Origin of the sequence: Bartonella sp. W8167 (assembly GCF_016100335.1) — a bacterium.
Classification (GTDB): domain Bacteria; phylum Pseudomonadota; class Alphaproteobacteria; order Rhizobiales; family Rhizobiaceae; genus Bartonella; species Bartonella apis.
The window spans coordinates 290640-305254 of sequence record NZ_JACFSQ010000001.1 but is presented as its reverse complement, the minus strand read 5'-3'; the positions used below and the strand labels follow the sequence as shown (position 1 = coordinate 305254).

The window sequence follows — 14615 nt, the reverse complement described above, 5'->3', positions numbered from 1 at the left end:
CCACACTTTTTACCTTTTTCTGATGCCGCTTCGTTCCGAATTTATTCTTTTTTTTAATCCGGAATTCAGACACTCATTCAATCATTCAAAGATGACCCGAATGGCACATTTAAACTATTTCCCGTTCAACCGAGGAAATTCAACAACACGCTTGCACTTATATTTAGATAAGTTATAAATTTTATTGACGGTTCCCCTTCACGATGTCTTCAAAAGGGGAATAATAGGGAACACGGAAAAATTGACCTCACTCAAGGGATTTCAGCCGTGGCTGCCCCCGCAACTGTAAACGGCAGCACTTTTTTCAGGGTTTTACCCGGCCACTGCGAAAGCGGGAAGGTGAAAGGTGCATAAAAATGCCGCGAGCCAGGAGACCTGCCGTCAATCATGGGCTTTTTAAAAGCCCGTTAATAAAATGCCCTAACGCACGGTGGGTGCAAAGGAAAGGTCATCATGGCAATCCAATCAGGCGCCATTTTTGTCGCCTCTCGCACGCTCATCCGGATAATCTTGTCCGGTTTGATTGCTCGAGCAAAACAATTGTTCCGACAGAGTTTTTTCTTTTATCTCTTGTTTTATCTCTTGCGGCTTTTTTCAAAACAAAAAAGTTTGGAAGTGTTTTGCTCGCATTTGCTAAAGCGGAGAGAAGATAAAAATGACCTATTGAAACAAAAATATTCTGATTGTGAAAAGACCCGAAGTAAAAAGTCAAAAACAGAAAAGGCCGGAACCGAAAACATTTGTAACTTTAGAAAAGTGGTTACAAATGCGTTTTTTAGACGGACTTTTTCCAAGGCATTTTCTTCAAGTCTTTTCCGCCAAAGAGTGCTTTTTTCGTTTTGCAGTTGCGCTTTTTCAGACGTGAAAATTTTCCCAATCCCCGCCGTTAATTACTTTAACTCCGTGACATGGCAGAGCCCTCATAGCTTTGCACCGGCTTTAAACGAGAAGAGTAAACTCATGAAAACCATCCATTTGAAGACGATCATTCTGGCTGCGGCAATAAGCTGTTTTTCCATTGCTGTCCATAGCAATGCTTTTGCTGACGAAACGCATTATCCGTTAACGGTAAAAAATTGCGGCCGCACACTTGTTTTTAACAAAGCACCGGAACGCGTTGTTTCGGTCGGTCAAAATACGACGGAAATACTTTATGCTTTGGGTCTTTCCGACAAGGTCAAAGGTACAGCGCTCTGGTATTCGCCGGTTTTGCCACAATTTACCGAAGTCAACAAAAACGTCAAAATGCTTTCCCATGATGTTCCAAGTTTCGAGAGCATCATTGCCGAAAAACCCGATCTTGTCGCAAGTCATCAGGAATGGGTTATAGGGCCTGCGGGAAGTGCGGCAACCTATGACCAATTTAAAGATTTTGAAATTCCGGTTTATACAGCGCCGGCCGATTGCGTAGGAAAAGACAATCTTGCCGGTAGCGACGGTTTGCGCACAGCCCCCTTCACAATGGATCTGATCTATCAGGAAATTTCTGAACTGGCATTGATTTTCAATGTTCAGGATAAAGGAGAAAAACTTGTTCATGACTTGAAGGGGCGCGAACAAGCTGCAATCGAAAAAGTAAAAAACTTGCCCAAGGGCAAAATCAGCGCAGTTTTCTGGTATTCCAGTGCCGATCTTGATATTGACCCCTATGTTGCCGGAGACCTTGGTGCACCCGGTTATATTATGAAAATTCTTGGCATTAAAAATGTTATAAAATCCAACTATGAATGGCCGACTGTTGGGTGGGAAACCATTGTGAAAGCAAATCCTACCATTATTGTTCTTGCCGAAATGGATCGCCGTCGTTTTCCTGCGGATGATGTCGTTGTGAAACGTGATTTTTTAAAAAAAGACCCCGTTACAAAACTTCTGCCGGCTGTCGAAAATGATCGCCTTGTCAGCATCGACGTGCAATCCATGAACACAACCATGCGCACGATTGACGGTATTGAAAAACTGGCAAATGCCATTGTCGAACTTGGTCTTCTAAAAGAGTGACACAAAAGAGTGACACATTTGCCCCGCACCATTATCATCTGGCTTTTCTGCATATGGCTTTTGCTATGCGCAATTGTTGCAGGTGCAGCAATTGGCGAGATTGCGATTCCGTTTTCGTCTTTTTTGAAAACCATTGCCAATCATTTGTTCAATAGCGGTTATGAAGTGGATATATTCCACAGTCGGGTTATCTGGCTGTGGCGCCTGCCGCGTGCAGTCGTGGGCGCCTGTTGTGGTGCCGGTCTTGCCATGTGCGGGGTTATTTTACAGGCCTTGTTGCGAAATCCCCTTGCCGAACCTTATCTTCTCGGCATTTCGTCGGGTGCGGGAACAGGTGCGGCACTGGTTACCGCTTTCGGCATGAATTTGAGTATTCTGTCACTTTCAACGGGTGCATTGATCGGTGGTCTGTTATCGTTTTTCTTTGTTGTGTTCCTCGCCTATCATTCCGGCCGCAATGCAACCGCCATTATTCTGGCGGGTATTGCGAGCGCTATGTTGTTCAATGCTTTGACGGCACTCATATTGATGATTTTTACACCGCTTGAAGGACGCTCGAATATTTTTGCCTGGATGATCGGTAATCTTTCCGGCGCAAGGTGGAGCGATGCGGCGCTTGCTTTTCCTTTGACATTGGTCGCATTTTTAATCTTCTTTGCTTTTTGCCGTGTTTTGGATGCCTTTGTTTTCGGCTCGCGTGCTGCAAAATCGCTCGGCATTTCTGTCCATTATGTAAGCATGTTACTTATTACTGTCGTGGCACTGGTTACGGCCGTCATGGTTTCGATTATGGGTACAATCAGCTTTGTGGGACTGGTGGTGCCGCACGCTGCCCGTCTTATTGTCGGTGTGCGCCATCGGCTGCTGATACCGGCTTCCGCTTTTATCGGTGCGCTTTTCATGATTGCGGCCGATGTTATTTCGCGCATTATCGTGCCCGGTCTTGCTTTTCCGGTCGGTATCGTCACCGCATTGATCGGAGCACCACTTTTTGCCCTGTTGCTTTTGCGGCAGAAAGGAAATTGATATGCTTGTCGGAGAACACATATCACTTGAAATCGACCGTCACACTATTCTTGATAATGTAACGCTCACATTGAAAGACCAGGAAATTTTAGGCGTTATCGGCCCGAATGGCGCGGGAAAAAGTTCGCTTCTATCCGTTTTTGCAGGCCTCATCACACCGACAAAGGGGAGTCTAAGCCTTGACAATATTGCCTTTTCCAACTGGTCAAGGCGCAAACTTGCCAAAACAATTGCCTTTGTCGAACAGCAGGCCGAACCGCATGAACGCATCGACGTACGCCATGCTTTAGAAATCGGCCGCACACCACACAAACGCCTATTTTCACCATGGCTTCCGGAAGATGAGGAAGCGTTGCAGGATGCACTTTTGAAAGTCAATATGAAAGGCTTTGAAAAGCGTTTCCTGAACAGCCTTTCGGGCGGCGAAAAACAGCGCATCCATATTGCGCGTGCATTGGCACAAAAACCACGCATCCTCATTCTGGACGAGCCGACAAATCATCTTGATATCGGTTGCCAACTGGAAATTCTGTCCCTCATTCGAAAACTCGGACTTTCTGTGCTGATTGCCCTTCACGACCTCAATCATGCCGCCATGTTTTGCGATCGCATTGCTTTGCTTCAACACGGACGATTGATAAACTCGGGAAAGCCGGAAGAGGTTTTGACAAAGGAAACAATATTGACCAATTTCCATGCCAATGCTGAAATAGAGATGCTTGAAAACGGTAGGCCCCATATACGCTACCTGCTTTAATTTTCCTTGAAAGGATAAAAAATGAAAAAACTGTTTGCCTTTGTTGCTCTACTCGCCTTCATCTCGACTGCAAATGCCGAAACCTATGAGGTGAAAATGCTCAATCGGGGAGCAAGTGGCGCCATGGTTTTCGAGCCGGATTATCTAAAAATCAAACCGGGTGATTCCGTAAAATTTATTGCCACCCAAAAAAGTCATAACGCTGCAACGATTGATGATATGATACCGGACGGGGCAACACCCTTCAAAGGCAAGATTGATGAAGAGTTGCAAGTGACTTTGGATAAACCCGGTTTTTATGGCATCAAATGTATTCCCCATTATGCCATGGGTATGATTATGCTGATTAAAGTGGGTGACGATCAGGCTTTGCCGCAATCCTATCGCGACCATAAGCAGCCGGGCATTGCAAAAAAGCGCTTTGATGATATTTTTTCCCGCGTCGATAAAGGGGAATAAAGCGGGAATTTATTTGCAAACGCTTGTTCCGCACAAAGGGGAACGCGTCGTTCAGTTGCAGCAACGATTATGCGGCAAGGATGAACAATTTTAAAAAAATAAAGGTGCAGGAAATTATCCGGACTTTTAGCGAAACTTGCAAAAAATACACCGGTTTCGATAATAGTTCTGTGCTCTCTACAATAAATTGATGAAGAGAATTCTTGCACTTTCAAGGCGCATGAGACATAGATTTACCATTGCTGGTATAATGTTCTTCAAATGCAAGAATCAGTGCATTGCTTATTCAATCTGAGGAGATAATAGAATGGCATTCATTGGCGATACGCTATCCCGTATCAAGCCCTCTGCAACTATTGCTGTTGCTCAAAAAGCCCGTGACCTCAAGGCCACTGGTCGTGATGTGATTTCACTCGGTGCCGGAGAGCCTGATTTCGACACACCTGATAACATTAAAGATGCTGCTATCGAGGCAATCCATCAGGGCAAAACAAAATATACTCCTGTTGCAGGTATACCGGAGCTTCGCCAAGCCATTGCTCAAAAACTGAAACGTGAAAACAATCTTGATTACAAGCCGCAGCAGATCATCGTTGGTACTGGCGGCAAGCAGGTTCTTTTCAACGCTTTCATGGCAACACTGAACAAGGGCGATGAAGTTATTATCCCTGCCCCATATTGGGTAAGCTATCCGGAAATGGTTGCTGTCAATAATGGCACGCCGGTTTTTGTCGATGCAAAAAAAGAGTTCAACTATAAACTCCAGCCGGAAGATCTTGAAGCTGCCATTACCGATAAAACAAAATGGTTCGTTTTCAATTCTCCTTGCAACCCCTCTGGTGCTGCCTACACCCATGATGAATTGAAAAAACTGACCGATGTTCTTTTGAAATATCCGCATGTCCATGTCATGAGCGATGACATGTATGAGCATCTCACTTACAACAATTTCAAATTTGCTACGCCTGCAGCGGTAGAGCCCAAGCTTTACGAGCGCACATTGACGGTAAACGGCGTTTCGAAAGCCTATGCAATGACCGGTTGGCGTATTGGCTATGCCGCAGGTCAGGTCGAGCTTATCAAGGCTATGGAAACCATCCAGAGCCAGCAGACATCCGGCACAAGTTCGATTTCGCAATGGGCTGCTGTTGAAGCCTTGAACGGACCGCAAGATTTCATTGCAAAAAACAAAGCGATCTTTCAGGCAAGACGCGATCTCGTGGTTTCCATGCTCAATCAGGCAAACGGCCTTGAATGCCCCACACCGGAAGGCGCTTTCTATGTCTATCCTTCCTGTGCAAAACTGATTGGTAAAAAAACACCGGAAGGCAAAGTCATCAAGACTGATGAAGATTTTGTCACGGCTCTTCTTGAAACAGAAGCCGTTGCGGTTGTTCACGGTGCTGCTTTCGGTCTTGGACCGGCTTTCCGTATTTCCTATGCAACTTCTGAAAAACTTCTGGAAGAAGCTTGCCGGCGCATTCAACGCTTCTGCGCAAGCTTGCGCTAGAGGTTTCCACCGACATAAAACGCTCAAAAACCGCCTTTTCCGAAGGCGGTTTTTTTTGAATGTAATGCCAAGCTTCTCCCCGAAAAAAAACTATTTACCGGTTCAAGCATGGAAGGTTGAAGACCTGTCAAAGTAAACGCCGAAGGCGTGAAGATACTATCATGATAAAATACGTTATCGCATTGTCCCGAAGCAATGAAGCAATCGTATGGAACGGTGCTTTGATCGTCGGTAAAGCCTCAAAAACAACCTGCTATAACGAATGCAGGGGGTTATGTTTTCGTTGAACAGTTTCCTTTAAAATGCAGCGTTGGATGAAAAAGCCAATATTTTTCCCCCCCTTGCTTTAAGTGTGATTGATAATCAGCGCCATTCGCGAATGGTAATATTGTAGTACGCGAAACAGTCACCTCTTGATATTTCTTTACCGGAAAATACCATTACCACTTTAACATTGTTGTCCCGTGGAAAACGGACTATTGCCGCTTGTCCAAGTTGAAACAACACCTATCGGGAAATAAGCCGAAACTGCCAGTCTATCCGCGTTTTAAAGTCTAGCAGTTAAAAGCACCTGCGTAGCGTTATTTTCTTTGGAAGTTTAACTGGAAATAGTCGCGTTCACTGTCTCTCACTGACAAAAAGAAACGCCGATGCAGACCAGCCGAAAGAATAAAACAAAAAAAGCAAAAAAAAGCCGGACAAATGTCCGGCTGAAGTTTGAAGGTTTCAGAGACTAAAGTCGATCTGACAAAACCTCCAGAGGGGAACACTCAAGAAACGCAATGGGAGGAGACGTCTTCTTGAGATGCTTGTAATATGCACTTTTTTTAGGCATTCAACAACCAAATTTTAAGCACAACAGCTATGCGCTGAGTGCATAGCTCAGCCTTGAAAATGCCACAAAAAAGCAAACCTCTATTTTTTATGATTGAAAAACAACAGCTTATTAACTCACGTTCATCGATGTGATCACAAATGGCATAAATAGTGCGGCTAGACGTCCGACACAAAAATATTCAGAATATTGCATAGAAAACAATCAATTCAAGCTTAAAGAAGCAGCACGTATCAGAATGGGTTCATTGCTATTTCTTTTTACCGACAGCGATTTTTAAGAATATACACTTCACAAATAACAAGCCCACTCCCTTCCAAAATTAAAACATTACCAAATCAAAAATAGTCACGGAGCGCGAAATTATTTCGCTCTTATGTGGATGAAGGATTTTCAAGAAAATTGCGGAGATTTTTCTTGGAACACATGTCTTATAATGGAATTCGGACTGCCCGGTTAAAATGACCAGTTACGCGATTTTGCAAAGATGTAATCGCGAAATGCGTTAAGCTTGGCCGAGTTTTTGAGTGCTTCCGGATAGCAGAAAAACGTGTCAAAGGAAGGTATTTCTGTTAGATCGGGGAAAAGCCTTATCAGCCCGTCATCAGGCGCAATGATGTAATCGGGCAAAACCGCGATGCCAAGACTTTTCATAGTCGCCTTTTTGATGGAAATCACATTGTTGATTTGTAAAGAGGGAATGCGCTGCGACCCGTCGTTACGGCCGGCACTTTCCAACCAGTTCAAACCGGCAAGATAACTCGGCGCCGATTCACCAAACGACAGAATGCGATGATTATCAAGTTCTTCCAACTGTGTCGGTTTGCCGTGATTGGCGAGGTAATCGGCCGAAGCATAAACATGCATATGCACGGTAAAGAGCCGCCGTTGGATGAGGTCCGGCTGTTGAGGCTGACGCAAGCGCAAAGCGCAATCGGCGTGGCGCATTGTTAAATCGAGTTCCTCGTCATCGAGCAAAAGCTGAATCTGGATATCGGGATAAAGATTGACAAATTCCGGTATACGCTGGACAAGCCATCCGGAGCCCAAGCCGAATGTCGTTGTCACACATAAATGGCCAGTCGGCTTTTCGCGACTTTCACTCAACTTGGAGCGGACATTTTCAAGTTTCATCAACACATCATGGGCGGTGCGATAAAGAATTTCGCCCTGCTCTGTCATGATAAGTCCGCGTGCGTGGCGCTGGAAAAGCGGCACGCCAACATCCTGTTCAAGCGCCGAAACTTGCCGCGAGATCGCCGATTGAGACATATGCAGCGTTTGCGCAGCATGTGTAAACGAACCCGCTTCGGCGGCGGCGTGGAAAATTCTTAACTTGTCCCAATCCAACGGCGCAGCCACCGACATATCTCCTCAATTGTTAAAACCGCTTCTCAATGTTTTAACGGTTACATCTGCTAATCTTAACGGCGTGAGCGTGACTACCACCCACCCGACCAGACCTATTTTCCGGCCACTTTCAAATCGGCTTTCCCGACCGCCTTCAAATCGGCCTGTTCATCCAGAAAACGTTCCGCTTCAATGGCAGCCATTGCCCCGCGGCCGGCAGCTGTCACCGCCTGACGGAATGTATCATCGGCAACATCGCCGGCGGCAAAAATGCCTTCGACACTGGTTGCCGTTGAATCCGGTGCTGTCCATAAATAACCACCGGGTTTCTGGCGCAATTGTCCTTCGAAAAGCTCGACCGCCGGCGCGTGACCGATAGCAATAAAGACGCCTTGCGCTTCAATTTCGCTGAATTTTCCGGTCAAAGTGTCTTTAAGACGCACACCGGTAACTGTTGCCCCCATAGGTGGTTTTGGCGGATTACCGACGATTTCGTCGACCACATGATTCCAGATCACCCGTACATTATCACGTTTTAACAAACGCTCCTGCATAATTTTTTCGGCACGGAAAAAATCCCGCCGATGCACTACAGTTACGGTTTTTGCAAGGTTTGCAAGATAAAGCGCTTCTTCAACGGCTGTGTTGCCCCCACCGACGACAACTACATCTTTACCGCGATAAAAAAAACCGTCACATGTTGCACAGGCTGAAACACCACCGCCCATAAAAGTTTTTTCGCTTTCCAATCCCAGCCAACGGGCTTGTGCACCGGTTGCAATGATGAGCGCATCACAAGTGTAGACAGTGCCTGAATCACCGTGAAGCGTGAAAGGACGCCTTGAAAGATCGGCCTTGGTGATAATGTCATAAACAAGCTCGGTTCCCATTTTTACCGCCTGTTTGGCCATTTTCTCGACAAGGTCGGGCCCGCCAATCGGATCTACAAAACCGGGGTAGTTTTCGACCTCGTCGGTAATGGTCAATTGGCCACCCTGTTGCAGACCGGTGACAATGACAGGTTTAAGCATGGCACGTGCCGCATAAATTGCAGCCGTATAACCGGCAGGGCCTGAACCGACGATCAAAACAGGAATATGGCGCGCTGACATGAAACTCCACTTTCATAAATCGATTTAGGAAAAAGCCGGGAACTAGCGTTTCTCCGAAGTTGTTTCTGCCAATTGATTTATGGTTTAAAATCGACTTTTGCAAGGCGGTCGAGAAGATTGACGAATTAAATCACAACGCATGACATTTTGTGAAACTTAGCGATTGTCAGTCGGGGTAAAGTTTATATAAAATAGTAGACGATTGCATAACACACTTACTTAAGCTTCATTTCAGTCCCGAGGTTTGCCATTTTTCGATTTGTCAGCAATGTCTGCGCACGTTTTGCGCTGATCCTGGGTATAACCATGTTACTCCCTGCTCTCGCCGATTTGCGGGCAGGAAACAGCGACTGGGTTGTATTCATCCGGTCGGCTGCAACAACCATTGCCTTTGCAACGCTGATCCTGCTTGCAACCAATGGCGCGAATTGCCGCTTTTCGGCACGACTCGGATTTTTGCTGACAGTCTGCTTGTGGGTTACCGGCTGTGTGCTCGGTGCGATGCCACTTTATTTTTCTCGACTGCCCTTGTCACTTGCAGCAGCCATTTTTGAAGGCGTTTCCGGCATTACCACCACCGGTGCTACCGTGCTTACCGGACTTGACCGGCTGCCGCGGGGTATTCTTCTATGGCGTTCACTTTTATGCTGGATTGGCGGCATCGGGTTTATCGCCTTGGCCTTACTGCTTTTACCTTCGCTCAGAGTTGGCGGTATCCAGCTTTTCAATATGGAGTCATCCGACCGTGCAGAAAAAGTTTTGCCACGCGTCAACCAGATCGCCAATGGCATTATCATTGCCTATCTCGGGCTCACGCTTTTATGCATGCTATCTTATTTTGCAGTCGGCATGACTATGTTCGACGCAGTCAATCACGCAATGACAACAATTGCGACAGCCGGTTTTTCAACCCATGATGCGTCTCTGGGCTATTTTTCCAAAACGCCTTCGGTGCTGGTCATTGCGACAATTTTTATGTTGCTCGCTTCGCTCCCCTTTATTCTTTATGTCAAACTTGTTTTGCCTGAACGTTCAAGGCGTTTGGCCGACCCGCAGGTTGTTGTTTTTCTGGCCATCGTTCTCGTTGCAAGTTTTGCACTTGCAATCTGGCTGCGCTTCCAGTTCGGATTTTCGTTTCATCACGCATTTCTTGATGCGATTTTCCATTTTGTTTCGGTGATAACCACCACCGGTTACGCCGCTGAAGACTACCTGTTGTGGGGCCCCTTCGCTATCGGCCTTTTCTTCATCGCATCATTTATTGGCGGTTGTGCGGGGTCAACATCAGGTGGCATCAAAATTAACCGTCTTATAATTCTTTGGCGTTTCACACGCGTCGCCATGACGCGGCTTCTCTCACCGAACACAGTTGTCAAAGTGCGCTATGGCGGAACCGATATTTCCGGTGACCTTGCCCAGACGGTTTTACTTTTTTTAAGCCTCTATATGGCTTCGCTTGTGATCGGAGCCATGTTGCTTTCTTTCACCGGCCTTGATTTTGTTTCGGCTTTTACCGGCGCATTGACCGCCCTTTCCAATGTCGGTCCCGGTTTTGGTGATAGAATTGGCCCTGACGGGAATTTTTCCACAGTCGGAGACGCCGCATTGTGGATTTTAAGTGCTCTTATGTTTGCAGGACGCCTCGAAATTGTTACGGTTATTATTCTTTTCACGCCGGCATTCTGGAGAAAATGATTTTATCACGTGACGTTTTTCCTAACCGGTGATAGACAGACACTCAATTGAACAATAGTGAAGTAACGCCCAATGCAGATTAAAGCCGATCTCGATTCAATCGATTGGAAAATACTCAAAGAACTCCAGAGCAATGGCCGCATGACAAATGTCGAGCTTGCTTCGAAAGTCGGTATTTCGGCACCGCCATGTCTGCGTCGTGTCAGACGCCTTGAGCAGGACGGCATTATCAAAGGCTATCAAGCTATTCTGAATGGTGCCATGATCGGTCAGGATCTCGTGGCTTTTTGCTTTGTCGGCTTGCACCGCCAGTCCGATGCGGATTTACGTGGTTTTGCGGCAATGGTCTATCAATGGCCTCTTGTCAGAAAAGCATGGATGGTGTCAGGTGAATCGGATTTTCTGCTTCACTGTGTGGCACCCGATCTTAAAAGCTTCCAGACTTTTGTCATTGAGCAACTGACAGCTGCCTCCAATGTCGGTTCCGTGCGCACCGCACTTACCATTCGCGTCATCAAAGACGAGCCGCCGCTTATTCTTTAAAAAACGCCAAGCGACACACGGAAAACATCACTTTTCTTTCTCATGCAGCGCTTGAGGCTATTTTTCAGGCTATAGTCCCGTGAATTTCAGCGCGAACTAAAGAACTATTGCATTATTTTTGCGTGAAAACTTCCTGATAAACTTCGTCTATCGAGCTTGCTTCTTTATTAAGCGGAAAATCTTTTTGCACATGCTCTAAGGCTTTTTCACCCATAGCAATTGTCTTTTCAGGATTTGCCAGATAGGGCTTTATCGCTTCTGTCAAAGCTTTTCCATCACCGGCCGGAACGACTGTTCCCGTGCCTTCTGTGACAAGTTCCTGATAAGCCCCAGCATCGCTTGCCACAACAGCGGTTTTGGAAGCCATAGCTTCAAGCGGTGTCAGCCCGAACCCCTCGTTCCTCGATGGTGCAACGTAAAGCGTTACGCGCCGATACCAGACGCGGATATCATCAACCTCGCCCAATATGAGAATGCGCTTTTGAAGACCGGCGGCGGCAATTTTACGTTCCAGTTCTTTTTCAAAATCTTTGTGTTCGGCAGTGGTGCGGCCGGTAATAATAGCTGTCCAGTCAGGATAATGGGGCAACAATTCGATCATCGCATCAACAAAAAGATCGGTTCCCTTCTGATGGCGTACGCGCCCGAAACAACCGACTGCATATTTGCCGGGAAGTTTTGTCGATTGGAATGTATCTTCAAATGTTGCAGGCGGGGTAAACCGGTCAAGGTCTATGCCATGCATGATGACCCGATAGGGCACCTCAAGAAACGAACCGGAACGGGCACTTGTCGCGATAACCCTGTCCATTCTTCTGATAAGCCAATTGGTAAAAGGCTTATGATGGCGTTGCGCGGCAGAAGTAAAAATAAGCTTCAGCCTCATGCGCAAAAGGTCGCGCAGCAGAATACCCGCCACCATTTCGACATTGCGCCGCGCATGCCAGATGCGAAACGGTTTGCCATCAGGCCGTTTCCAGAGTTTCAGTAAGCTTGAATAGCCAAGAGATGGCAAACTATCCGGCAGACCGGGTCCAATGGTAGAAATGCGTATGCCTTTTTTGCGCTGCAAGGGAATGAGTTGCACAATTGTCGATGTCACACCCGACAAACGCTTTTTGAAATTGGGCGCAATCACGTCCGTTTCGTCAACCGACACACGCATTGAACAACCGATCAGATAAACTCGATGGATAAAATCTCGTAAGAGCGTGAACCACCCGGTGCATTCACTTCTATAGAATCACCTTTTTCCTTGCCGATCAATGCACGGGCAATCGGCGAAGAAATAGAGATTTTGCCCAATTTTACTTCGGCTTCCTGTTCACCGACGATCTGGTAGGTTTTTTCCTCTTCGGTGTCTTCGTCAATCAATTTGACAGTTGCACCGAATTTGACTTTGTCTCCGGTGAGTTTTGAAACGTCGATCACTTCGGCACATGTAACATAGTCTTCAAGTTCTGCTATGCGGCCTTCATTATGGCTTTGGGCTTCTTTTGCAGCATGATATTCGGCGTTTTCCGAAAGATCGCCATGGCCCCTCGCTTCGGCGATTGCTTCAATGATACGGGGGCGTTCTTCATGTTGACGCCAGTGAAGCTCTTTTTTCAACTTTTCATAGCTTCCGGTCGTCATCGGATATTTTTCCATTGTCGTATCCTTTCCTTCCCGCGTTTTTGCGTCGAAAACAAAAAGAAACGGCCTCCGGAACTCCTCCCGGAACCCGTCTCTAAACTTTTAGCTTCTTATTATATAGCATAGGAAAAAGATTTTTCATCCAAAATTTTCTTTTGATTGTGCCCTGATTATCGCCTCGCCCGACACCATATAAAACAGCTATTGCTTGCGGCGGAATAAACATTTCTTAACAAAACTTGATTTTCAGATTTCCTGTCGGGCACTTTCTCTTCGCTACAATTTCGCTTAAATTAGCCTATAATAGTCGGCGAGGAAAACGCCATGACAAATTCACCCCTTGAACGTGAGGGTAAAATGCGAAAAATACTCGGTTCCTTGCTGTTTGGTACTTTCTTGTTAACGACACAGGCAGCGCAGGCATTGGATGCACTTGTAACCGCGCCTTTGAATTTCAGAGATGGGCCAAGCACAGCCTATGCTATCCGCGGCACAATTCCGCCGGGTGAAATCGTCGGCGTGCGCGGATGTTCGGGCAATTGGTGTGAAATCAATTATGGCCCGCGTATCGGTTGGGCTTCTGCCTCATATCTTGCGTTCCGCAACGGCGAGGCTGTTTATAACAGCTATAATCGTCCTTCTCCGACATATAATGTCATTATCGGTGGTGGTTATTTTGACGACGATGATGACTGGTATTACCGTCATTATCGCAGGCATCACTGGCATGGAGATCATCGTCCGCCGCCGCCTCCTCCACATTGGGGATTTGACAGGCCGCACCGCCCGCCTCCGGGCATGCGACCGCCACCTTTCAGACCGGGACCGGGGATGCCGCCCCCGCCTCCTCATGGCGGTCCAGGTGGGCATTACCCCGGTAGCAGACCGGGAGGCCACTTTCCGGCAGGTGGGCCTGGTGGTGGCTCCGGTGGACCAGGCTTCCCGCCGCCTTCTCATGGTGGATCCGGTGGTGGTTTTCCCGATATCAAACCTGGTGGGGGTAGACCGGCAACTCCACCGCCTTCTCATGGCGGAGGCTTCCCCGATATCAGACCCGGCGGGGGCGCACCTGGTGGCGGGTTCGGGGAAGATTTTCCCGATATCAAACGCTAGGTTTATCCGTTACGTTGATTATACCGGCCGTTTTGGTGACAAGCGGCCGGTTTTTGGCGGCCGGTTTTTTACCGGCCGCTTTTTGGCGACCTGATTTTCCGTGAGGGTCATTGTTTACCCTCATGTCAAACACTTTGGCGCTTATCGTCATTCAACATCCGATCTTGAAAACACCTGTTTTGACCATCTTACCTAAGCCCGATACAGTAAACGGGAGCGTGGAAAAGAAGCCCCTTTATGGTTTCATCCTTTATTGTTACCTCTTTGAGAGCAGCAGATATCCCACTTACCAAGCGCGGTCTGCACCAAGCGCGGTCTGAAGGAATTCTAATTAAACTTTACTTTGGCTGCGCTTTACCCAAGCCGCATTTTACAGGACTATTCAAAGTTTATTGTTACACCTTGTCCTGCAACATCCGGTTTTGGCAAAATTCGGGTTCTTATGAACCGTGTTCAATTTTGATGGAAGTGAAATAAGTCGTCTGAAAACTTCACAGCGCAGAAACATGGAACGGAATTTCTTTTTGCTTCAAGAAAACAAAACATGTTCCAGCCCGCTTTTGATTGTTAAATATCAAGAAA

At 46.8% G+C, this 14615-nt stretch carries 12 protein-coding genes and 1 riboswitch; of the genes, 8 read left to right on the top strand and 4 right to left on the bottom strand.

The features are described from left to right. Positions 1-171 precede the first annotated feature (171 nt). Positions 172-398: riboswitch (cobalamin riboswitch) on the top strand. A 562-nt stretch (positions 399-960) separates the two neighbouring features. The 5 genes from H3V12_RS01125 (at position 961) to H3V12_RS01105 (ending at position 5750) form a co-directional block, all read left to right on the top strand. Continuing rightward, positions 961-1998, top strand: coding sequence for an ABC transporter substrate-binding protein (locus H3V12_RS01125; RefSeq protein WP_198212193.1), 1038 nt, complete (start codon positions 961-963; stop codon positions 1996-1998). 9 nt (positions 1999-2007) lie between these two features. Next, positions 2008-3024, top strand: a complete 1017-nt coding sequence (locus H3V12_RS01120) for an iron chelate uptake ABC transporter family permease subunit (RefSeq protein WP_343211698.1) — start codon at positions 2008-2010, stop codon at positions 3022-3024. 1 nt (position 3025) lies between these two features. Beyond that, entirely contained in the window at positions 3026-3781 is a 756-nt protein-coding gene (locus H3V12_RS01115) for an ABC transporter ATP-binding protein (RefSeq protein WP_198212191.1), read from the top strand. Positions 3782-3802: 21 nt separating this feature from the next. Continuing rightward, the gene (locus H3V12_RS01110; protein ID WP_246787459.1) at positions 3803-4240 is read left to right on the top strand and encodes a pseudoazurin; all 438 of its coding nucleotides are present in this window, start codon (positions 3803-3805) and stop codon (positions 4238-4240) included. A 307-nt stretch (positions 4241-4547) separates the two neighbouring features. Continuing rightward, entirely contained in the window at positions 4548-5750 is a 1203-nt protein-coding gene (locus H3V12_RS01105) for a pyridoxal phosphate-dependent aminotransferase (protein WP_198212189.1), read from the top strand. A gap of 1291 nt (positions 5751-7041) precedes the next feature. Here the strand turns inward: H3V12_RS01105 and H3V12_RS01100 are convergent. Then, a complete protein-coding gene (locus H3V12_RS01100; RefSeq protein WP_198212187.1) occupies positions 7042-7947 on the bottom strand; it encodes a LysR family transcriptional regulator in 906 nt (301 codons plus the stop codon). A gap of 101 nt (positions 7948-8048) precedes the next feature. Further along, complete coding sequence (gene trxB / locus H3V12_RS01095; protein WP_198212185.1) at positions 8049-9047, bottom strand: thioredoxin-disulfide reductase; 999 nt, start codon at positions 9045-9047, stop codon at positions 8049-8051. A 306-nt stretch (positions 9048-9353) separates the two neighbouring features. On the opposite strand from trxB, the gene H3V12_RS01090 reads away from it, so the two are divergent. Both H3V12_RS01090 and H3V12_RS01085 read left to right on the top strand, forming a co-directional pair. Beyond that, positions 9354-10742 (top strand): TrkH family potassium uptake protein, encoded by a 1389-nt coding sequence (locus H3V12_RS01090; protein ID WP_198212184.1) that lies wholly within the window; start codon positions 9354-9356, stop codon positions 10740-10742. A gap of 72 nt (positions 10743-10814) precedes the next feature. Next, on the top strand, positions 10815-11285 hold the full coding sequence (locus tag H3V12_RS01085; RefSeq protein WP_077972104.1) for an Lrp/AsnC family transcriptional regulator: 471 nt from the start codon (positions 10815-10817) through the stop codon (positions 11283-11285). 112 nt (positions 11286-11397) lie between these two features. Here H3V12_RS01085 and H3V12_RS01080 read toward each other — a convergent pair whose 3' ends face one another. Then, positions 11398-12462 carry a glycosyltransferase family 4 protein gene (locus H3V12_RS01080; protein WP_198213714.1) on the bottom strand — a complete coding sequence of 355 codons (1065 nt, stop codon included), beginning with the start codon at positions 12460-12462 and terminating at the stop codon, positions 11398-11400. Further along, the gene (gene greA, locus H3V12_RS01075; protein ID WP_075868874.1) at positions 12462-12935 is read right to left on the bottom strand and encodes a transcription elongation factor GreA; all 474 of its coding nucleotides are present in this window, start codon (positions 12933-12935) and stop codon (positions 12462-12464) included. Before greA ends, H3V12_RS01080 begins: the two co-directional genes overlap by 1 nt. Before the next feature lie 309 nt (positions 12936-13244). Between greA and H3V12_RS01070 the strand changes: the two genes are divergently transcribed. Next, positions 13245-14033, top strand: a complete 789-nt coding sequence (locus H3V12_RS01070; RefSeq protein ID WP_198212182.1) for an SH3 domain-containing protein — start codon at positions 13245-13247, stop codon at positions 14031-14033. The last annotated feature ends 582 nt before the right edge of the window (positions 14034-14615 follow it).

Excerpts from the sequence above, each read along its gene's own strand:
- H3V12_RS01070 (WP_198212182.1), top strand. The coding sequence starts at position 13,245 with ATGACAAATTCACCCCTTGAACGTGAGGGTAAAATGCGAAAAATACTC.
- H3V12_RS01090 (WP_198212184.1), top strand. The coding sequence starts at position 9,354 with ATGTTACTCCCTGCTCTCGCCGATTTGCGGGCAGGAAACAGCGACTGG.
- H3V12_RS01115 (WP_198212191.1), top strand. The coding sequence starts at position 3,026 with ATGCTTGTCGGAGAACACATATCACTTGAAATCGACCGTCACACTATT.
- H3V12_RS01125 (WP_198212193.1), top strand. The coding sequence starts at position 961 with ATGAAAACCATCCATTTGAAGACGATCATTCTGGCTGCGGCAATAAGC.
- greA (WP_075868874.1), bottom strand. The coding sequence starts at position 12,935 with ATGGAAAAATATCCGATGACGACCGGAAGCTATGAAAAGTTGAAAAAA.
- H3V12_RS01105 (WP_198212189.1), top strand. The coding sequence starts at position 4,548 with ATGGCATTCATTGGCGATACGCTATCCCGTATCAAGCCCTCTGCAACT.
- trxB (WP_198212185.1), bottom strand. The coding sequence starts at position 9,047 with ATGTCAGCGCGCCATATTCCTGTTTTGATCGTCGGTTCAGGCCCTGCC.
- H3V12_RS01110 (WP_246787459.1), top strand. The coding sequence starts at position 3,803 with ATGAAAAAACTGTTTGCCTTTGTTGCTCTACTCGCCTTCATCTCGACT.
- H3V12_RS01085 (WP_077972104.1), top strand. The coding sequence starts at position 10,815 with ATGCAGATTAAAGCCGATCTCGATTCAATCGATTGGAAAATACTCAAA.